Below are 19455 nucleotides of genomic sequence, written 5' to 3'. Positions count from 1 at the left end.
GGCGCGGAACCGAACGCGCGATGCTCCGTCCAACGACAGGCGGATGCTCCAGGCAGGACCAGGGAAGTGGTGTGGCGATGAACCCTGAACAGTGGCTCGCGCAGTACGACGAGACGCTGCAGAAGGCCGCGGCCGGTGCGCAGAAGGCGGAGAAGGCCCTGCGCGAGGTGGGCGGGTCGGCGAGCTCGTCCGACGGCGAGGTGACCGTGCGGGTGTCCGCGTCCGGGGTCACCACCGACCTGGTGCTGCGGCCCGGCGTGCGCGAACTGGAGCCCGAGCAGCTGGCGAGGGTCATCCTCGACGTCACCAGGCAGGCCCAGCGCGACGCGGGCGCCAAGGTGGTGGCGGCGATGGAGGAACTGGTCGGCGACTCCTCCGCGCTCGACGTCGTCAAGTCCTACCTGCCCCAGGGCTACACCGGGGACGCGGTGGACAACCCGGCCGCGGCCAAGCCCCGCGACCGGCGCTCCGACGACGAGTACTTCGACAACCCCCCCGAAGTCGTCCACTAGACAGCAAGGCGGATCTCATGGGTACTGGGTTCAACGTCAACGTGGCGGAGCTGCGGGCACACGCCGCCACCGTCGCGACCTGCGCCGCGCAGGTGCAGTCGGCGACCGGGGCGACGCAGTCGGTCTCGAACGCCGCGTACGGGGTGATCGGCCAGTTCTTCGCCACCGCGATCCTGGCCGCCTGCGGGGACGTGCTGCAGGGCATCCAGAAGGTGGCGACCGCGATCGACGACGTCCGCAAGGGGATCGAGGACGTCGCGCGCGACTACGAGCGCATCGACCTGGGCAACGCGGCGACTTTCGGCGGGAGGCTGTAAGTGACCACCACGGCGACGACGACGGCAGGGCAGTCCACCGGCGGGCAGGCGGCCACCGCCCTCAACAACGACATCAAGGGCGCCAAGTCCGCGATCGAGCGCGGTGACTGGCTCGACGCGGGCCTGCAGATCACCAACGTCGCGATGGACGTCATCAACATCGCGGGCGACCCGCTCGGCGCGTGCGCCAGCGCGGGCTTCGGTTGGATCATCAACCACATCAAGTTCCTCAAGGAGCCCTTCGACAAGCTCCTCGGCGACGCGAACTCGATCATCAACAGCGCCCAGGGCTGGGTCAAGGCTGGCGACCAGCTGATCCAGTCGGCGCAGAAGTACCGCGACGCGGTGCGCACCCAGACCTGCAACTGGCAGGGCAAGGCCGGTGACTCCTACCGCCGCGCCGCCGCCACCCAGGCCGAGGGCCTCGACGCGCTCGCCGAGGTCAGCAAGGGCGTCGGCCAGGCCATCAACGGCGCGGGCAAGCTGCTCGCCGAGGTGCGCAAGACCGTGCTGGAGTTCATCAACCAGTGCGTGCAGAAGGTCATCCAGATCATCATCGAGGCGCTGGCCAAGGCCTGGCTGAGCTTCGGCGCCAGCATCGCCGAGGGCATCGCGCGCTCGGTCGTGCAGGCGGTGCAGACCGCGCAGAAGATCCTCGGCAAGATCCAGAAGTTCGTCTCCTCGCTGCAGAAGATCATGCAGACGGTGCAGAAGATCGTGCAGCTCGCCAAGGCCGTCAAGCAGTTGCTGGCGACCATCGGCGGCAAGGCGAACACCTCGCCGAGCGCGAGCACCACCCAGGCGCCGACGGTCAACACCGGAAACCTCGACACCGCCTCGGGCGCGCACTACGTCAACCCGAACGGCTCGACCAACAACGCCAACTACGGCCAGGGGGCGGTCCCCGGGTACGGCGGCTACCAGCCGTTGCCCGGCTCGACGACCAACACCGCGAACTACGGCCAAGGCGCGGTGCCCGGGTACGGCGGGTACCAGCCGCTGCCCGGCAGCGGCACGAACGCGGCCAACTACGGCCAGGGCGCGGTGCCCGGCTACGGCGGCTACCAGCCGCTGCCCGGCGGCACCCAGGGCCAGCCCGGTACCTACACCCCCGGCGTCGTGCCCGGCCCGATCGGCGGGGTGCGCCCGCCCACCGGCTCACCGGTCTGGGGCCCCAGCGGCCCGCCGCCCACCCCGGGCGCCCCGGCGTCGCAGGTGGACCGGGCCCGCTGGATCGGCGCCGCGGTCGAGGTCCTGATCAACCACGGCGTGGACCCGGCCAAGATCAACCCGGAGCAGATCGCGCAGATCGTCGACCGGACCTCCGGCGGCAACCCGCACGCGGTCAACCTCCAGGACCCGAACGCGGCCAACGGGTTCCCGCCCAAGGGCATCTGCCAACTGCCCGACCCGGTGTTCGACCAGCACAAGCTGCCCGGCTTCGACGACATCTGGAAGCCGGTCGACAACATGCTGGCCGGGATCAGGTACTTCCTGTCCGAGTGGGGATCGCTGCTCAACGCGCTGCAGGGGCTCGTGGGGCAGCCGGGTACCCCGGTGGTGATCACGCCGCAGTAGTCTCTTGTGGACTAACCGCCGTCACCTCTTGAGGTGGCGGCGGTTCTTTTAATGGGCAACAAGTCCGCGTAGTGCGCGGTCGACGAGGTTCTCGACGGCCGGTCGGGCGAGGTCTGCGTCCCGGTCGACCAAGCCGATCCTGGTGCGGCGGTGCAGCACGTCGTCGGCGTCCAGGGCGCCTTCGTGGCGGACGGCCCAGATGACCTCGGCGGCAGTGACGCCGGTGGCGACTTCCTGGGCCAGGTCCGGGTCCAGGGATCCCATCGCCGCGATCGTCGGCGCTTCCGTCCCGTAGCGGGCCACCAGTCGACGCGGTGCGTCCAGAGTGGATAGACGGGCGCGGGGGGCGGCGCCGACCAGGGGGAGTGTTCGAGTGCGGGACGGGCCCGCGTGCAGACCGGCCAGGTCGACGGCCGTGTCGACGGCGTCGGCGGCCATGCGGCGGTAGGTGGTGAGCTTGCCGCCGACGACCGTGACCACCTTGCCCTCGGTCAGCACGGCGTGGTGGCGCGACAGGTCGGCGCTGCGGCCCGAGGTGCCGGGGAGGTCCACCAGCGGTCGCAGGCCCGCGTAGGACCCCAGGACGTCCGCGCGCGTCAGCCGGGTTTCCAGCACCGAGGACGCGACGCCGAGCAGGAAGTCCACATCGGACTCGGGAACCGCCGCGACGGCCGGGATCTCGTCGACGGGCTCGTCGGTCAGTCCGATGTAGACGCGACCGTCGTCCTGCGGGAGGACGAGCGCGAAGCGGCCGAACGGGCCGGGGATCGGCACGGTCAGCGACGTCGCGCCGCAGCCGACCGCGCCTGCGTCGAGCACCAGGTGCGATCCCCGCGACGGGCGCAGCCGCACCGACGGGACGAGGGTGCCCGCCCACACGCCGGTCGCGTTGACCACCACGCGGGAGCGGATCCGCGCGACCTGCCCGGTCCGCGCGTCCACCACCTCGACCGCGTCCGGCGCCACCGCGCTGACCCGGGCCCTGGTGATGATCCGCGCGCCGAGCCCGGCCGCGGTGCGGGCCAGGGCGACGACCAGGCGGGCGTCGTCGACGAGTTGGCCGTCGAAGGAGAGCAGGCCGCCGCGCAGGCCCGCGGCGCGCAGGCCGGGGGCGAGGGCGCGGGACTCGGCCGCGGAGACGCGGCGCGGGCCGGGCAGCAGGTTGGCGGGGGTGCGCGCGACGCGGCGCAGACCGTCCCCGGCGACCAGGCCCGCGTAGGTGAGCGCGGCGTCGCGCGCGGACACCGGCGGGTGCAGCGGGACGAGTTGGGGCAGCGTGCGGGTGAGGTGCGGGGCGGTGGTCGTCATCAGCACGCCGCGTTCGACGGCGCTCTCCCTGGCCAGGCCGACATCACCGTTGGCCAGGTAGCGCAGGCCACCGTGGACGAGCTTGCTCGACCAGCGGGAGGTGCCGAACGCCAGGTCGTCGGCCTCCAGCAGCGCCACCGTCAGCCCCCGGGAAGCGGCGTCGAGCGCGACACCCGCGCCGGTGACCCCGCCGCCGATCACCAGGACGTCGACGACCTCGCCCGAGGTGAGCGCGGCCAGGTCGGCCGATCGGCGTTCGGCGTTGAGGGAGGTGCTCATGTCGGCTCCGGTCTCAGGCTGGCGTCGAGCAGGTGGGTCAACTCGCCGAGGAGGGCGGCTGGGGCGATGTCGGTGGTGGCCGGGCCGTGCGAGAGCACGAACGATTGCACCACGAGTAAGAGGGCCCTGGCCTGCGTGTTCGTGTCCCCGACGCGCACCGAGCCGTCCTCGTGGCCCGCCAGCAGTTGCGACAGCAGGAACTGCTCGGCGATGTGCTGGGTGCTGCCGAGCCTGCGCACCACGTAGGGCAGGACCAGTTCGCCGTCGCGGTCGAGGATCGTGCGCATCAGCGGGTCGGCCACGATCGCGCGCACCCCGGCGACCGCGCCCGCGACCAGCCTGGCCCTGGCGTGCGCGCCGTCGGCCGTCCGGTTGGTGCGGGCGAGCAGGGCGCCGAACTCCCTGGTCATCAGGGCCGCGAGCAGGCTGCGGACGTCCGGGAACCGCCGGTACAGCGTCATCCGGCTCACGCCAGCGCCGCGCGCGACATCGGTCAGCGTCGTGCGGCGCACCCCCTGGGCGAGCACGCAGTCGCGGGCGGCGTCCAAAAGGACGTCGTCGTCCACCCGACTGGGCGAAGCCATGTGACGTTTCAACGTCATATGTCACACTCTATTCGTGAACGTGCCTGTGGACCACCTCGACCACCGGGTCCGCGGCGGCTGGACCCCATCCGGTGCCGCCGACGCCGACCTGCCCGCGCACGCGCGCCGGTGGCTGAGCGCGAGAACCGGGCTGACTCCCACGGACACGCCCGTCGCGCCCGACTCCGGTCTGCTGGTGTCCGAGTCGGTGCTGCCCGCGCCGGTGCGGGCCGTCCTGGCCGACATTGTCGGGGCAGAGCACGTGCTGGTCGAGCGGGATGACCGGCTCGGTCGAACCGGCGGTTTGTCCTATGTGGACCTCTTGGTCCGGCGCGGGGCCGGTGAGCTGCCGGTACCCGACGCGGTGGTGCTTCCCGGTGATCCCGACGAGGTGCTCGAGGTCGTCGCCGCGTGCGCGTCACACGGGGTCGGGATCGTTCCCTTCGGCGGCGGGACGTCGGTCGTCGGCGGGGTCGCCGCGCTGCGCGGGGACAAGGTCGCGGTTGTCGTCCTGGACCTTTCGCGGCTGGACAAACTGGTGTCGGTCGACCCGGTGTCGCGGTTGGCGGTGTTCCAGGCAGGCGTGGTCGCGCCGGAAGCGGAGCGGATGCTCGCCGCGCACGGGTTGACGTTGGGGCACTTTCCGCAGTCTTACGAGCGAGCGACCCTCGGCGGGTTCGCCGCGACGCGGTCTTCAGGTCAGGCTTCCGCCGGGTATGGCCGTTTTGAGGACATGGTCGAAGGTGTCCGGCTCGCCACGCCGCGCGGTGACTGGCGTTTGGGAGTTTCGCCCGCTTCCGCTGCGGGGCCGGACCTGCGGCAGTTGGCGATGGGCAGCGAGGGCTTGTTCGGGGTGATCACGGAGGTCACCGTGCGGGTACGGCCCGCGCCGGTGTGGGAGCGGTACGAGGGGTTCGTCGTGGACGGGTTCGCGGCGGGCGCGGAGATCGTGCGGACCTTGGCCCAGGCAGGCGTGCTCGGAACCGTCACCCGGCTTTCAGATCCCCAGGAGACCGAGGTAGCGCTAACGCTGTCCGGCGGGTGGAAGACGACGGGGGTCAAGGGCTACCTGCGGTTGCGCGGGATCTCTGAGCCGAGCCTGCTAGTGATCGGCTGGGAAGGGCAGAGCAAGGACGAGCTGCTAGCCCGGCGTCGGGCTACCTTGCGGCTGGTCAATGGCGCTGTACGGCTGGGGACTCGCGCGGGGGAGGCGTGGCGGCACGGTCGGTTCGCGGGGCCTCGGCAGCGGGACGCGTTGATGGACGTCGGCATGTGTGTCGAGACCCTGGAGACAGCGACCTACTGGTCCAAGCTGGGCGAGCTCCGGGAGTCGGTTCGCGATGCACTGCTGGGATCCCTCACCGCGGGCGATAGGCGTCCCGTGGTGGCCTGCCACATCTCGCACTCTTACGAGACTGGCGCCTCGCTCTACTTCACCACTCTTGTGCCCCGCGATCCCGACGACCCGGTAGGCCAATGGCGTCGCGCGAAGCAGGCCGCCAGTGAGGCGATCGTCGGACTAGGGACCATCACCCACCACCACGCCGTGGGGGTCGACCACGCGCCGTACCTGCCTGCGGAGATCGGGCCGCTCGGCGTAGGCGTCCTGCGCGCGGTTAAGGCTGAGCTGGATCCGTCGGGTGTGTTGAACCCGGGGAAGCTGGTTTAGTCCGCCGCACCACGCCTAGCGCGAGGCCTGCGATCATCCCGCCGAAGAAGAGGAACACGGCGTAGTCACCGCGGTTGCCGATCGCCCGGTCGCACATGTCGATGTACTGCACCAGTTCGGCGCGCTCTGGCTTGCCCAATGCCTCGTTGAGCGCGGGACTCTCGACCCCGCCGAAGGTGTTCCCGCAGCTCACAGAGCTGTTGTTGGCCGGGTGGGCGACGCTGACCGGCACGATCGCCAACACCAACCCGGTGATGAGCGCGACGGCGGCCAGCACCGCGGCGAAGCGGCGCGGGGTCAGCGTGATCTGGGCCAACGGGTCGGGCTGCGCACTCATGCAGTGGAGCTTCGCTGATCGATGCCCGTGCGGCTAGCCCCGAACGTTGCGACTGGGGAGGTTTACGCGCTGCGGATAGCGGGTAGAAAATATCTGTCCGCGACATCAGGTGGGCGTGACGCACTCACCGGGTGCCGCGGTTGTGGGGACGCTCCCACAGGGATCGGGGTGTTGGTGGGTCATCGATGGGACGGCATCGATGACCCACCACTTCGTTTCTTCTTGGTGGAGATAGTGGAATCGCTCAGCTCCGGGGTCGCCACGGTCCGGTCAGCACCGACATGCCCGCCACCGGCGCGATCCACACGTACGTCCAGGTGAACGTGCCGTCCGCGAGGACGACCCGCATCCGCGCATAGCGCTCACCCTCGTAGGCGTCCACCTCGGCGAGGTCGGCGCCCTCTCGAAGTGGCACGACGCTGCCGTGGACCCCGGGGCCCTCACCTAGAGCCAGCGCCGGGTAGCCGTAGCCCGTGTCATAGAGGGAGCCGGTGAGCCGGGCATCCCTTGCGGGGCCGCTGCTCTGGGGAGCCAAGAGGTGCCAGTGTGAGTCGCCTGGGCGGAGCGTGCCGTACACGAAGAGGGAACCGGGGTAGTCGCCTGGATCGGGCGCGCCGGGCAAGATCTCGACGGCGAGTCCGTCGGTAGCGGCAGGCTGGCCAGTTAGGGCTATCGCCGCTTCTTGCGGAACATCAGCGCAGCGGACCGGGGAACCGTTTACCAGCAGAGGTTTGCGGATGTCCGACGCGGCGACGTAAGCGAGAACGCGATCGAGGATGGCACCGCTGTCAGACAGCGTCACCCGACCCGTTGACACCCTGGCCAGGTTGTAGCGGTCACCACGGCCTTCGCACACGTCAAGGACGGCCACCTGGTCTTGCGTCAGCATCATGACGGCATGGTCCTCAACGGCACCGGGCAAAGCCGTCAATGTGACCGGGCGCTGGTCATCCACCACGCGTAAGCCAGAGGCCCACACGGCGGCGATGTCCTCGCACCGCGCGCGTAGGACGACAACCGCGCCAGTTAGCCCTAGCGCGGACTTCAACCACGCGAGCTTCGAAGGATTGGGGTTCGAGCCGTAGGCCAACACCGGAACCCGTTGTGCCATTGGGCGCCAGCCCCGTTCGCCCAGCCACCCATCCAGATCCTCATCGCCGACGCGCCAGCCAGATAGCGCTGTCTGGTCCGCCTTGATCTCCCAGCCCGCATCGTCGTAGACGTAAGAGAACGGCGGACGGGCACCCGGGTATGGCGCTGCCGGGTATTCGGTGTCGTCGAACGAAGTCACTTGGCTGCCTTGCGGTCGTCGTAGTCGGCCTGCGCGACCAGGATGGCCTCGGTGCTGGACTCGATGAGCCGGTAGAGGCCCCGGACCTGCTCGGCCATGGGCACGCCGAGGTCGGTGAGGGAGTAGTCGACGTGCGGCGGGATCACCGGGCGCACTTCGCGGTGGACCAGCCCGTCCCGCTCCAGCGCCTGCAGCGTCTGGGCGAGCATCTTCTCGCTCACGCCACCGACGGCCCGGCGGAGCTCGCTGAACCGGTGGGTCCCGCTGAGCAGGATCCCGAGCACCAGGACGCCCCAGCGGCTCGCGATGTGCTCCATGACCGCCCGCCCCGGGCAGTTGCGGTCGAACACGTCAAAAGATGTGTCCTCGACCATCTCGCTCATCCGGCACACCCTCCTCAACAGGACTCTTTCGTTGACGTAAGTATAGGACGTTCAGGTAGGTACTTACGAGAAGTTAGTACCATCCCTACGGTGAGTTCACCATCGTGATGAGGGAGAACCCACAATGACCATCCTGGTGACCGGGGCAACCGGACAGTTCGGCGGCCTCGCGGTCCGGCACCTGCTCGACCGGGTCCCCGCCGCCGACCTCGCCGTCTCCGTCCGCGACGCGGGCAAGGCCGCCGACCTGGCGGATCGCGGCGTCGACGTCCGGCAGGGTGACTTCTCCGAGCCGGACACGCTGCGCTTCGCCGGGGCCGACACCCTGCTGCTGGTCTCCACCAACGGCCCGGACGAGATCCGGGTCGGCCAGCAGAACGCCGCCGTGGACGCGGCCGTGCGCGCGGGTGTCAGTCGGATCGTCTACACGAGCGTCAGCAACGCCGCGATCTCGCCGCTCGGCCTGGCCAAGGTCCACGCCGCGACCGAGGCGCACATCAAGGCCAGCGGCGTGTCGTACACCTTCCTGCGCAACGCCATGTACCACGAGAACTACCTCGGCAGCCTGCCGCAGGCGGTCGAGAGCGGCACCTACGTCACCGCCGCGGGCACCGGTCGGGTCGCCTCCGCGAGCCGCGACGACTTCGCGCTCGCCGCCGCCATCGTGGCCTCCAGCGAGGGGCACGAAGGTGCGGTCTACGAGCTCACCGGATCGCGTGCCTGGAGCTTCGACGAGCTCGCGGAGATCGCATCCGACGTCGCTGGCAAGCCGGTGAAGCACGTAAGCGTGCCGAGTGAGGACTACCTGGCCAACCTGCTCGCGGCAGACCTGCCGAAGTTCTTGGCCGAGCTGTTCACCGACATCCAGGTCAACATCGGCCGCGGCACGCTTAGCGAGGTCCGCTCCGACCTTGGCAAGCTGATCGGCCGCGAGCCCACGACCATCGAAGACGCTGTGCGCGCTGCCCTCTAAGGCACCTCAAGGGTGTGGCCGATATACAGGTCACCGGCGGACGAGCCTCCCGCTCTAGACGCCGACAGCCCCCACGGTGCACGCGCCGCGCCGTGGGGGCTGTGCCAAGTGGGCAACAGAATCCATATCGGACCTGTCTTCGCTGAAGGGTTCCTGGGCGCAGGGGGTGCCCAGGAACCTCTAAGTGGAGAGCCGAACCGCCTCTACGGCCAAGAGCAGTTCCGCACCCTCACGCGGCCGTGCGGGATCCCGCCCGGTCAACTCCTGCACCCGGCGGATCCGGTACCGGACCGTGTTCGGGTGGACGAACAACCGCTCTGCCGCCTCCTTGGCTGACCCCGCCACCTCAAACCAAGCGACCAGGGTCCGGATCAGGACGTCCCGCTCACCCGCCGGTAGAGCTAACAGCCCGCCCAGCACTATCCGCGACAACTCAGCGGCAATCTTCGGTGACCCCGCCACAAGGCTTGTCACGGCACGGTCGCCGAACACGACGACTCCGCCTTCTCCCGGTCCTAGGCAACGCAAGGCAATCCGCGCGCGCTGCAACGCCCACGGTAAGTGCCGCAACGAAACCACAGGGCTCACGCCGACCGTGCCTGACAACTGGCGCACGACGCTTAGGTCTCCCCGCGGTACCAACACAATCGTCCCAAGAGGGTGTGCCACCGACCGCAACTGCGGTGGGACGACCGTTGCGCCTACCGCGACCACAAACTGCCCGCTCTCCGGCAGCCCCAACGCACGCGCGGCATCTTCGTACTCGCTGTCTTGAGACAACTGCCCTACGAGCAACGCCTCCGCCACGGCGTCCTTGTCATGCCGGGCCGAATCGGCAGCGAAGTCGCTATAGGCGGTCGCGATGGCGTCAGAGTACGAGTCGATGATGCGCCACACCGTCGCGCTAATCGGAAGAAGTTGTTCCGGCGTAAGGAGTCCAGGCGGGATCGCCCGCTCCATCAACGCCTCGTACGTGAACGTCCCCGCGATCCGAAACGCCCGCAGCACCGCCGGGAGCGGGATCCCCTGCTGGGCCTGAGCGCGCCCGGTCTTGCGCGCCGCTTCCAGCGAGACCTCATTGCCCTCGATGAACGCCAAGAACGCGTGCCGCAGGTTCACCTCGCACACTTTGCGCAGCTCGGCGGGGGTGACCTCGTTGACCCTGCGGTACGACTCTTCCCGGCTGCTCAACTCGTCGGCCAGCTCGTTCGCGAGGTCGGCCACCCTCGCGAGCTGGGCTCTCGCCAGGTCGCGCAGCTCGGGAGGCAGCGGCGACATGATCGTCGGAGCGGCCACCGCTCGACTCTAACCGGAAATGAACCTGTTTCCTACCGGCCGTTAGCTTGGCGGTCGGCTCACAGCCCGAGCGCCTGCAACAGGGTGCGCAACTTGGCCTCGGTCTCGGCGAGCTCGGCGACCGGATCGGAATCGGGCATGATCCCCGCGCCCGCGAACAGCCGCATCTCCCGCTCGCGCACCTGCGCGCAGCGGATGGCCAGCACCCACTGCCCGTCGCCGTCGGCGGTGCACCACCCGACCGCGCCGCTGTAGAAACCGCGGTCGAACGGCTCCAACTCGGCGATCGCCGCGCGCGCCGCCTGCGTCGGCGTCCCGCACACCGCGGGTGTCGGGTGCAGCGCCGCGGCCAGCCGCAGCGACGAGACGTCCTGGTCCAGCAGCTCCCCGGTGATCCGGGTCGACAGGTGCCACATCGTCGGCGTGGCGACCAGCGACGGCCCGGTCACCGCCAGGTCCCGGCAGAACGGCCGCAGCACCTCGACCACCGACTCGACCACCACGGCGTGCTCGGCCTGGTTCTTGGCCGAGCCGAGCAGCTCCGCCGCATTAGCCCGATCGTGTGACGGATCACCCCCGCGGGGGAGCGATCCGGCGAGCGGATTTGAGGTCACCCGGGCCCCGGAGCGCTCCAGCAACAGCTCCGGACTGGCCCCGAGCAGCGTCGACCCGTCGGGTAGCGGGGTGGCGAAGGTGTAACCGAGCGGATTCGTCGCGGCCAACCCGGGCAGCAGCCTGGCGAGCTGAACCGGCTCGTCGAACACCAACCGTGTCGACCGGGCCAGCACCACCTTGCGCAGGTCGTCGTCGGCCCGCAACGCGCTCACCGCGGCCGCCACGGCCCGCCGGTAGCCCGCTCCGTCCGGCAGGTGGCTCGCCTCGGGCCGCCTCGGCACCCACGGCTCGACCGACGGCCGGTACGGGTGGACGCCGCCCGCGCGCTGTACGGAACGGGGGATCACCAGGTGGGCGGGGGTGTCCGGGGCGAAGGGGAGGGCGCCGACGGCGATCGGGGCGCCGGTGTCGACCAGCTGCTTGGTGACCTGGGCGGCCAGCTCGTCGGGGTCGGTCTCGGCGACCACCGACCGCGTCCCGGTGGCCGCAGTGGTCGCCCCGGGGGCGACCAGCAGGAACGACCCCGGCTCGAAAGCCTCGACCAGCGCTGCGGCCCGATCACCGTCCATCCCCCCATCATGCCCAGCTCGGCCGGGCCGCACCGCTCGGCGGCGCTATGGCGTTGGACACGAAAAACCGCAGGTGGGCGCCGTGTCCGGCACCCACCTGCGGTGGTCGAGCTACTTAGTTGAGCGCGTCGATGAGCGCGGAGCGCTGGCGGTCGCCAAGACCGGCCGCCCGGCGGTCCGGGTCGATCCCGGCCTGCTCGAGCAGGGCGGCCACCTTCACCGCGCCAAGGCCGGGAACGGCCTTGAGCAGGGCTGCGACCTTGGTCTTGCCGATGGTCTTGTCGTCCTTCGCCTTGCCGAGCACCGACGCGATGGTCCGCTCACCGGACTTGATCTGCGCCAGCAGCTCGGACCGGGCCTTGCGAGCCTCGGCTGCCTTGGCGAGCGCATCGGCGCGCTGCTCGGGAGTCAACGTGGGCAGAGCCAACGTGCTGTTCCTTTCCTTCTTCACCCGCCGCGGCAGCGGTGGGTCAGCTGTGGATCAGGGGCATCGCGGCTACCGACGGTCACCGGAGCGGATAGCGAAGCCCGCCCCTGGTTCACCGTGCGACCCGGGGGCCGGATGCCTTTCACCAGTAAACGACACCTCGGAGGGCAACATACCCCCGACACGCGCAAAGGTCTTGTGGAGCGCGCCGACGACCGTGCGGCGACGCAGCGTGACAGCATGATCAACTAGCCAAATTGGACTGTTTCACCCGTGTTGCCCGGAGCGCGCAAGCACTATGGTCTGCTACTACCGGCCAGTAAGTTCGGTCGCGCACGTCGGGGCCCCGATCCGCCCAGGGAGTTGTCACCCATGTTCAGCACGATGCAGGACGGCAACCTGTCCATCGCCACCTTGCTGCGCCACGGCGCCAAGGTGCACGCCACCGCCGAGGTCACCACGTGGACCGGCACCGGGGGGCGCAGCGCGACCTTCGCCGAGGTCGGCGTCGAGGCCGCGCGGTTGGCCAACGCGTTGCGCGGCCTCGGGGTGACCGGTGACCAGCGGGTCGGCACCTTCATGTGGAACAACCAGGAGCACCTGACGGCCTACCTCGCCGTCCCCGCCATGGGCGCGGTGCTGCACACGCTCAACGTGCGGCTGTTCCCGGAGCAGTTGACCTACATCGTGAACCACGCTGAAGACCACGCCATCATCGTGGACGCCTCGATCGCCCCGCTGCTCTCAAAAATCCTGCCCGGTTGCCCTACCGTCCAGCACGTCATCGTCGCGAACGGGCCTGTGGAAGCATTAACGGCACCTGAGCACGTCACTGTCCACTCTTACGCGGACCTGCTCGCTAGCGCCTCCAGCGACTTTGACTGGCCAGACGTAGACGAACGCGCTGCGGCCGCTATGTGTTACACCTCAGGCACGACCGGTAACCCTAAGGGCGTCGTTTACTCGCACCGCTCGATCTGGCTGCACTCGATGCAGGTGTGCATGCCGGACGGGATGCAGATCTCCTCGTCTGACCGCACATTGGTCATCGTCCCGCAGTTCCACGCGATGTCGTGGGGCATCCCTTACGCCGCGTTCATGACCGGTGCCTCTCTGGTGATGCCGGACCGGTTCCTCCAGCCGGAACCGTTGGCGCAGATGATCGCGACGCTGAAGCCGACCCAGTCCGCGGCCGTTCCGACCATCTGGCAAGGCGTCCTCGCTTACCTGGACCAGAACCCGGCAGACCTGTCGTCACTGCGCGAGGTCGTCGTCGGTGGCGCTGCCTGCCCGCCCGCGATGATGCATGCGTTCTCGGAGAAGTACGGGCTCTACATCGTCCACGCGTGGGGCATGACCGAGACTTCGCCACTGGGCACGCTAAGCAGGCCCCCGGCGGGTATCTCCGAGGACGAGACTTGGCGCTACCGCTACACCCAGGGCCGCCTCCCCGCAGGCGTGACCGCCCGCCTCATCGGCGAAGACGGCCAAGAGGTCCCGTGGGACGGCGAGAGCGTCGGTGAGCTGGAGGTCCGCGGCCCCTGGATCGCGGGCGCCTACTACAAACCAGAGCCCGAGGACGCCGCCAAGTTCGTCGACGGCTGGCTCCGCACCGGCGACGTCGGCACCCTCACCCCCGACGGCTTCCTCACCCTCACCGACCGCTCCAAGGACATCATCAAGTCCGGCGGCGAGTGGATCTCCTCGGTGGAGCTGGAGAACCACGTCATGGCCCACCCCTCGGTCGCCGAGGCAGCCGTCGTCGGCATCCCCGACCCCAAGTGGGACGAGCGCCCCCTGGTCGCCGTCGTCCTGCGCCCCGGGGCCTCGGCCACCGCGGCGGAGTTGCGCGACTTCCTCGACCCCAAGGTCGCCAAGTGGCAACTCCCGGAGAACTGGACCTTCGTCGAAGAGGTCCCCAAGACCAGCGTCGGCAAGTTCGACAAGAAGGTCATCCGAGCCGCCCACGCACAAGGCAAGCTCGACGTCAAGCACCTCGACTGAGCCGGTCGGCGCCCCGGGACGCCCACCCGGCGTCCCGGGTACCGCCGAATGGGGACACCGGTTCACCCTGCTAGGTATGGTCTTCGGCAGTTCCGTCGCTCCTGGAGGTGCCGCCCTGCCCCGCGAGTCCCGAGACCGCAAGCTCAACGCCACCTCGTTCGTGGTGCTGGGAATGCTCGCCCAAGGCCCGGCGACCAGCTACGACCTCAAACAGCGGGTCGCCCTCACCATCGGCAACTTCTGGGCGTTCGCCCACTCCCAGCTCTACGACGAACCCGTCCGCCTGGTCGAAGCAGGCCTGCTCACCGCCACCGAGGAAGAGGGCGGCCGCCGCCGCCGGACCTACTCGATCACCGAAGAGGGCCGAACCGCCCTCCGCGAGTGGCTCGCCTCGCCGACCCTGGACGAGACCGAGGTCCGCGACCTCGGCCTGCTGAAACTCTTCTTCTCCGCCTTCGCCGAAGCCGAGGACCTGGCCACCCTGGCCCGCACCCGCCGCGACTCGCACAAGGCACGCGCGGACGGGTACATGGCGATGTACAACCAGATAGCCGGCTACGCGGACCGCTGGCAGGTCAAATCCCTAGAACTAGGCATCCGCATCGAGCGCTGCGTGGAGCGCTTCTGGACCGAGTTCACCGAGGAACTCGACTCCGGCACACACAAGCCCCCCAACCGACCGCAATAGCTCCTGCGGGGAAGTTCGCCGACTCTCCCGTGCCAACCCAGCGTCCGCCAAGTCCGCCTCAGCCCACCTGCCCAGCCCCGCGCTCCTCGGAGTCGCTGGTGCCAACCTGGCTGCCGTCAGGTCGGCCCTGACCCACCTGCTCAGCGCCTGGACACTCGGACCCGGTGGTGCCAGCTCGGGTGCCGTCAGGTCCGCCCCAACCCACCTGGCCAGCCCGTGGACACTCGGACCCAGCGGTGCCAACCTGCCCCCGTCAGGTCCGCCCCAACCCACCTGCTCAGCCCCTGGACACTCGGACCCTGCGGTGCCAACTCAGCCCACTCTCGTCTGCCCTGCCAACCCAGCACCTGGACAGTCGGACTCGCTGGTGCCAAATGCTCGATGGGGCGGACTTGTTTTGTGTGGGGGGACGGCACCCGTAGCGTCGGTAGCGGACAGGGCCATGCTTTTCGGCCCCTGCTTTGCGGTCCTGCCACGGGTGTCGTAGGGGCCCCACGCAAAACAAGTTCGCCCCATCGAGCTCTTCGCATTGTCGCGGATCCCCGCCGATGTTGCCGCCAGGCGACGAGGCGGCTCCCGGAGCCGAAGGCGGAGGCCCGAATCCCTTGCCCCGCACTCCCAGCAACGGCCTACGTCAAGATCAACCTGATCGAAAGCCCCCAAATACACAGCCTACCGAGACGCGCCGACAAACGGGAGCGCCAAGCAAGGCCCTGTGGACAGCAGAAGACGTTGTGGATAACCATCCACAGTCAGGTCCGCAAGATCATCTGCCACAAGCGCCCCCAATGCACAGCCTACCGAGAAAGCCCGACAATCCAGCTGCAGCGTACGAACCCTGTGGACAGCCAAGCACGTTGTGGATAACCAACCACCACGGAAGGCCCCTAGCAAGATCATCTGCCACAAGAGCCCCCGATATACAGCCTACTGAGCAGCACCGACAAAACGGCAGCAGCAACCAGCGCCTGTGGACAACAGAAGCCGTTGTGGACAACCTGCGGTAACGATCACTTGCTGCACCCCGGCGGCTGACACAACACCCCACTCAACGCCTTATAAAAGATCCCGCCGATCTTAGTAGGATCCGGCGTCACAAAAGCCTGTCCCCCAGTAACCCCCGTAATCGCCGTCAACTCTGCAAGATCAGCATCCGGCCCAATCCCGATCCCGATCAACTGCAGCGGCCGCCGCGGATCCTGCAGCCGACCCAACTCCTCCAGCAACTGCGACCGACTGATCCCCTCAGCGTCCTCGTTCTTCCCATCCGTCAACACCACCACCAGGTTGATCCGCCCAGGCTCCCAATTCGCCCGCCCCGACTGATAAGCCGCCAACACGCTGTCGTACAGCCCCGTAGCCCCACCCTTGATCGCCCGGACTGCCCGCAGCTTCTCCAGCGCCCCCGTGTTCAGTTGCTCCGCCACCGGCAGCACCGGCAACAGTTCCCGGTAATCCTTCCCCCCGTCCAAGTTCGTGGAGAACAACCACATCCCGAACTTGGTAGTAGGCCGGAACAACCCGATCCCCAGCTCGGCGGCCTTGAGAGTCACCGCCATCCGGTCCAGGCCAGTACCTGGCACCTGCTCCGCCATGGACCCCGACACGTCCAGCAGTACCTGCATCCGTGAGCTCAAGTTCACCCCCGCCCACAGGTTCAGCAGCTGATCGACATCGTCTGTAGACGGCAGTGGGACCGGTGGGACCTGTTCGATGGATGTCCGGCCGTCGGCAGACCGATCGCGGAGGACTGCGCCGTCGGGGCCGCGGAAGCCGGCATCGCCAAGGGCTGTTAGCGACTCTGGGGTGCTCAGTTCGGCGAGGAGTCGTTGGGAGACGGCCAAGGAGGCTTGGGAGGCGGTAGGGAGAACCGTGTAAGGGAAGTCCAACGAGGGGACGGCAGCGTAAGAGGCAATCAACGGGAACGAGGTGTTGGTTGCGTTGTGGCGTAGGAGGGAGCTCTCCGGAGTGGGGAAGACACTCAGGGGAGTAGAGGGGCTGTTGGTTCCCGGGAGGCGCGCATAGAGGTCTGCGGTCTGGGGCAGCGTGTTGAGTGCCAGCTTGCGTAAGGACGCGGTCGCCGCGGCTGGGGGATCTGGGGAGGCGGCGGTCACGGTGTTCACGCCGAGAAGCGTTGATAGGCCTGAAGGGTCTCGGGACGGGTCGGAGATGCCGACGGAGGTGGTCTCTAGGGCTTGTGCCCAGGTGGGTTTGGTGCCGGGCCAGCCTTGGGCTGCCGCCACTTCCTCGGTCATCGCGAGGACTACGGGTGTTGACGCCACCGGGATGCCGGTGAGTTCTACGCTCCAGGCGCCTTTTTGGTGGGCTCGGCGCAGCCACAGGGTGGACTCCGGGATCCACACGTCCGGGGGTTGGGCGCCGTCGGAGACGATGAGGGCTTCGGCGGCTGCGCCGGATTCCTGGGGGTTGACCTGGACCTGGGTGCACCCGTCGGTGATCCGGGTGCCCGCAGCCTGGACTATCGGGGCCAGGTCGGGGGCGACGACGACCGTGAGGGTGGCCGGGTCGCAGCTCGCCGTGGTTGGTCGATCGCTGACCGTGTCCAGCGCGAACCACCCGCCCACCACGAGTGCCAGCAGGACGACCAGGAGCAACGCCGTCGAGCGGAAGCCCCATTTCGGCCGCCTGGGCGACGAGTGTCGTCCCATGGCCTACCTCTCGTGGGAAGGTGGCGCCATGCTAGACGCCACGGCCCCTCACGAGTAGAGCTTGTCGACCTCGGCTCCGAAGTCGCGCATGATGATGCGGCGCTTGAGCTTGAGCGACGGGGTGAGGTGGCCGGTCTCCGGGGTGAACTCGGTGGCCAGCACCCGGAACTTGCGCACCGACTCCGCCGTCGACACCGCCGTGTTGCCCTCGTCGACCGCCTTCTGGACCTCGCCGAGCAGGTCCGGGTCGTCGATCAGGTCGGCCACCGTCGCACCGGCTGGCTTGCCCACAGTGGACTTCCAGTAGCTGAAGTAGTCCGGGTCGATGGTGATCAGCGCGGCGATGTACTTCTGCCCGTCCCCGACCACCATGGCCTGGCCGACCAGCGGGTGCGCGGAGATGCGGTCCTCGATGACCGCGGGCGCGACGTTCTTGCCGCCGCTGGTCACCAGGATCTCCTTCTTCCGCCCGGTGATCTTCAGGTAGCCCTCGGCGTCGAGCTCGCCCAGGTCGCCGGTGTGGAACCAGCCGTCGCCGTCGATGACCTCGGCGGTGCCCGCGTCGTTGTTCCAGTAGCGGCGGAACACCTGCTCGCCCTTGAGCAGGATCTCCCCGTCCTCGTCGATGCGCACCGTCGTGCCCGGCAGCGGCCGCCCGACCGTGCCCGGCTTGAGGTGCTGCGGGGTGTTGACCGCCGAGGCCGCCGTGGTCTCGGTCAGGCCGTAGCCCTCCAGCACGATCAGGCCGACACCGCGGAAGAAGTGCGTCAGCCGGGCGCCGAGCGCGGCGCCGCCGGAGATGGCGAACTTCGTCTTACCGCCCATCGCGGTGCGCAGCTTGCTGTAGACCAGCTTGTCGAACACCAGGTGCTTGAGCTTGAGCCCCAAGCCCACCTTGCCGTCGGCCTCGCTATAGGCGATCGCGGTCGCTGCGGCGGCGTCGAAGATCTTGCCCTTGCCGCCGGCGTGCGCCTTCTGCCGCGCCCCGTTGTAGACCTTCTCGAACACGTAAGGCACCGACAGGATGAAGGTCGGCTGGAACGTCGCCAGGTCCACCATGACCTGCTTGACGTCGGCGGTGTGGCCCATGGTGCACCGCGCGTACACGCAGCCCACCTCGACCATCCGGCCGAACACGTGCGCCACCGGGAGGAACAGCAGCGTCGAGGGCGCCTCGCTCATGCCGCGGCCGTGGAACAGCTCGGCGAGCACCTCGGCGCCGTAACCGCACTCGGCGAAGAAGTTCTCGTGGGTCAGCACGCAACCCTTGGGCTGACCGGTGGTGCCCGAGGTGTAGATGATCGTCGCGACGTCCTCCGCGGTCACCGCGGCCCGTCGGGAGTGGATCTCGGCGGCGTCCACCTCCGCGCCCGCGGCGATGATCCCGGCGACGTCGTCGACCCGCCACACCTGGCGCAGGTCGGGCAGCAGCTCGCGGACGCTGCCCAGCCGGGCGGCGTGCTCGTCGGTCTCCACGACCACCGCGACCGCGCCGGAGTCCGACAGGATCCACTGGATCTGCTCGGCCGAGGACGTCACGTAGATCGGCACCGACACCGCGCCAGCCGCCCAGATGGCGAAGTCCAGCAGCGTCCACTCGTAGCGGGTCGCGGCCAGGATCGCCACCCGGTCGCCCGGCGCGATCCCCGAGCCAGCCAGGCCCCTGGCGACCTCGGTGACCTCCTCGGCGAACCGGGTCGCGGTGATGTCCTCCCAGCCCGCGCCCGCCTTGCGCCGGAACGCCACGTCGGCCGGGCCGAGCTCGGCGTTTTCGTAGACCAGGTCGGCGAGTCCACCCGCAACCTCACGCTTGGCCACTGGGGGTACGGCGAACTCGCGCATAGCTCTCCTCCGGCGCACGTCAGGCAGCGTGGTTCGGGTGACCCCTACCGTCTACCTAGCGGTAACTTGGCCCGTATCTTGCCGTCAACCTCGGCCGTGAAGCCAGAGGCTGGG

Annotated in this window: 17 protein-coding genes; 7 read left to right on the top strand and 10 right to left on the bottom strand. The window is 69.0% G+C overall.

Annotated elements, in window-relative coordinates; genetic code table 11:
* The first annotated feature begins 77 nt into the window (after positions 1-77).
* From LV75_RS21230 to LV75_RS21220, 3 genes are read left to right on the top strand one after another with little or no spacing between them, the layout of a single operon-like run.
* Positions 78-512, top strand: coding sequence for a YbaB/EbfC family nucleoid-associated protein (locus LV75_RS21230; RefSeq protein ID WP_253888739.1), 435 nt, complete (start codon positions 78-80; stop codon positions 510-512).
* Positions 513-529: 17 nt separating this feature from the next.
* Entirely contained in the window at positions 530-829 is a 300-nt protein-coding gene (locus LV75_RS21225; protein WP_253888738.1) for a type VII secretion target, read from the top strand.
* On the top strand, positions 830-2407 hold the full coding sequence (locus LV75_RS21220; protein ID WP_253888737.1) for a lysozyme family protein: 1578 nt from the start codon (positions 830-832) through the stop codon (positions 2405-2407).
* A 48-nt stretch (positions 2408-2455) separates the two neighbouring features.
* On the opposite strand, the gene LV75_RS21215 is transcribed toward LV75_RS21220, so the two are convergent.
* The gene (locus LV75_RS21215) at positions 2456-3994 is read right to left on the bottom strand and encodes a glycerol-3-phosphate dehydrogenase/oxidase (RefSeq protein ID WP_253888736.1); all 1539 of its coding nucleotides are present in this window, start codon (positions 3992-3994) and stop codon (positions 2456-2458) included.
* The gene (locus LV75_RS21210) at positions 3991-4596 is read right to left on the bottom strand and encodes a TetR/AcrR family transcriptional regulator (RefSeq protein WP_253888735.1); all 606 of its coding nucleotides are present in this window, start codon (positions 4594-4596) and stop codon (positions 3991-3993) included. Before LV75_RS21210 ends, LV75_RS21215 begins: the two co-directional genes overlap by 4 nt.
* A gap of 16 nt (positions 4597-4612) precedes the next feature.
* Here LV75_RS21210 and LV75_RS21205 point away from each other — a divergent pair, with 16 nt between their 5' ends.
* Entirely contained in the window at positions 4613-6247 is a 1635-nt protein-coding gene (locus tag LV75_RS21205) for an FAD-binding oxidoreductase (RefSeq protein ID WP_253888734.1), read from the top strand.
* Here the strand turns inward: LV75_RS21205 and LV75_RS21200 are convergent.
* The 3 genes from LV75_RS21200 to LV75_RS21190 all read right to left on the bottom strand — a co-directional run bounded on the left by LV75_RS21200 (position 6195) and on the right by LV75_RS21190 (position 8258).
* On the bottom strand, positions 6195-6584 hold the full coding sequence (locus LV75_RS21200; RefSeq protein ID WP_253888733.1) for a hypothetical protein: 390 nt from the start codon (positions 6582-6584) through the stop codon (positions 6195-6197). The two genes, LV75_RS21205 and LV75_RS21200, sit on opposite strands and share 53 nt — an antisense overlap.
* A 244-nt stretch (positions 6585-6828) precedes the next feature.
* Complete coding sequence (locus LV75_RS35585) at positions 6829-7875, bottom strand: gamma-glutamylcyclotransferase family protein (RefSeq protein WP_253888732.1); 1047 nt, start codon at positions 7873-7875, stop codon at positions 6829-6831.
* Positions 7872-8258 carry a winged helix-turn-helix transcriptional regulator gene (locus LV75_RS21190; RefSeq protein WP_253888731.1) on the bottom strand — a complete coding sequence of 129 codons (387 nt, stop codon included), beginning with the start codon at positions 8256-8258 and terminating at the stop codon, positions 7872-7874. Before LV75_RS21190 ends, LV75_RS35585 begins: the two co-directional genes overlap by 4 nt.
* Before the next feature lie 124 nt (positions 8259-8382).
* Between LV75_RS21190 and LV75_RS21185 the strand changes: the two genes are divergently transcribed.
* Positions 8383-9231, top strand: coding sequence for an SDR family oxidoreductase (locus tag LV75_RS21185; protein ID WP_253888730.1), 849 nt, complete (start codon positions 8383-8385; stop codon positions 9229-9231).
* A 180-nt stretch (positions 9232-9411) separates the two neighbouring features.
* Here the strand turns inward: LV75_RS21185 and LV75_RS21180 are convergent, their stop codons facing one another.
* The 3 genes from LV75_RS21180 to mihF all read right to left on the bottom strand — a co-directional run bounded on the left by LV75_RS21180 (position 9412) and on the right by mihF (position 12138).
* Positions 9412-10527 carry a PucR family transcriptional regulator gene (locus tag LV75_RS21180; protein ID WP_253888729.1) on the bottom strand — a complete coding sequence of 372 codons (1116 nt, stop codon included), beginning with the start codon at positions 10525-10527 and terminating at the stop codon, positions 9412-9414.
* Between the two features lie 59 nt (positions 10528-10586).
* Complete coding sequence (locus LV75_RS21175) at positions 10587-11711, bottom strand: isochorismate synthase (protein ID WP_253888728.1); 1125 nt, start codon at positions 11709-11711, stop codon at positions 10587-10589.
* Positions 11712-11826: 115 nt separating this feature from the next.
* On the bottom strand, positions 11827-12138 hold the full coding sequence (gene mihF, locus LV75_RS21170; protein ID WP_177215623.1) for an integration host factor, actinobacterial type: 312 nt from the start codon (positions 12136-12138) through the stop codon (positions 11827-11829).
* A 372-nt stretch (positions 12139-12510) separates the two neighbouring features.
* On the opposite strand from mihF, the gene LV75_RS21165 reads away from it, so the two are divergent.
* Both LV75_RS21165 and LV75_RS21160 read left to right on the top strand, forming a co-directional pair.
* Positions 12511-14142 carry a long-chain fatty acid--CoA ligase gene (locus tag LV75_RS21165; RefSeq protein WP_253888727.1) on the top strand — a complete coding sequence of 544 codons (1632 nt, stop codon included), beginning with the start codon at positions 12511-12513 and terminating at the stop codon, positions 14140-14142.
* A 76-nt stretch (positions 14143-14218) separates the two neighbouring features.
* The gene (locus LV75_RS21160; RefSeq protein WP_253888726.1) at positions 14219-14830 is read left to right on the top strand and encodes a PadR family transcriptional regulator; all 612 of its coding nucleotides are present in this window, start codon (positions 14219-14221) and stop codon (positions 14828-14830) included.
* Positions 14831-15840: 1010 nt separating this feature from the next.
* Here the strand turns inward: LV75_RS21160 and LV75_RS21155 are convergent.
* Positions 15841-17499, bottom strand: coding sequence for a substrate-binding and VWA domain-containing protein (locus tag LV75_RS21155; RefSeq protein WP_253888725.1), 1659 nt, complete (start codon positions 17497-17499; stop codon positions 15841-15843).
* 48 nt (positions 17500-17547) lie between these two features.
* Complete coding sequence (locus tag LV75_RS21150; protein ID WP_253888724.1) at positions 17548-19341, bottom strand: AMP-dependent synthetase/ligase; 1794 nt, start codon at positions 19339-19341, stop codon at positions 17548-17550.
* Between the last annotated feature and the right edge of the window lie 114 nt (positions 19342-19455).

Origin of the sequence: Actinokineospora diospyrosa (genome assembly GCF_024171925.1) — a bacterium.
GTDB lineage: Bacteria > Actinomycetota > Actinomycetes > Mycobacteriales > Pseudonocardiaceae > Actinokineospora > Actinokineospora diospyrosa.
The sequence above is the reverse complement of the archived record's forward strand: the minus strand, read 5'-3'. Positions and strand labels throughout refer to the sequence as shown.

Bases quoted from the DNA above. Each gene is read 5' to 3' on its own strand.
- LV75_RS21230 (WP_253888739.1), top strand. From the start codon at position 78: ATGAACCCTGAACAGTGGCTCGCGCAGTACGACGAGACGCTGCAGAAG.
- LV75_RS21225 (WP_253888738.1), top strand. From the start codon at position 530: ATGGGTACTGGGTTCAACGTCAACGTGGCGGAGCTGCGGGCACACGCC.
- LV75_RS21215 (WP_253888736.1), bottom strand. From the start codon at position 3,994: ATGAGCACCTCCCTCAACGCCGAACGCCGATCGGCCGACCTGGCCGCG.
- LV75_RS21210 (WP_253888735.1), bottom strand. From the start codon at position 4,596: ATGACGTTGAAACGTCACATGGCTTCGCCCAGTCGGGTGGACGACGAC.
- LV75_RS21200 (WP_253888733.1), bottom strand. From the start codon at position 6,584: ATGAGTGCGCAGCCCGACCCGTTGGCCCAGATCACGCTGACCCCGCGC.
- LV75_RS21190 (WP_253888731.1), bottom strand. From the start codon at position 8,258: ATGAGCGAGATGGTCGAGGACACATCTTTTGACGTGTTCGACCGCAAC.
- LV75_RS21185 (WP_253888730.1), top strand. From the start codon at position 8,383: ATGACCATCCTGGTGACCGGGGCAACCGGACAGTTCGGCGGCCTCGCG.
- LV75_RS21175 (WP_253888728.1), bottom strand. From the start codon at position 11,711: ATGGACGGTGATCGGGCCGCAGCGCTGGTCGAGGCTTTCGAGCCGGGG.
- LV75_RS21165 (WP_253888727.1), top strand. From the start codon at position 12,511: ATGTTCAGCACGATGCAGGACGGCAACCTGTCCATCGCCACCTTGCTG.
- LV75_RS21160 (WP_253888726.1), top strand. From the start codon at position 14,219: ATGGTCTTCGGCAGTTCCGTCGCTCCTGGAGGTGCCGCCCTGCCCCGC.
- LV75_RS21155 (WP_253888725.1), bottom strand. From the start codon at position 17,499: ATGGGACGACACTCGTCGCCCAGGCGGCCGAAATGGGGCTTCCGCTCG.
- LV75_RS21150 (WP_253888724.1), bottom strand. From the start codon at position 19,341: ATGCGCGAGTTCGCCGTACCCCCAGTGGCCAAGCGTGAGGTTGCGGGT.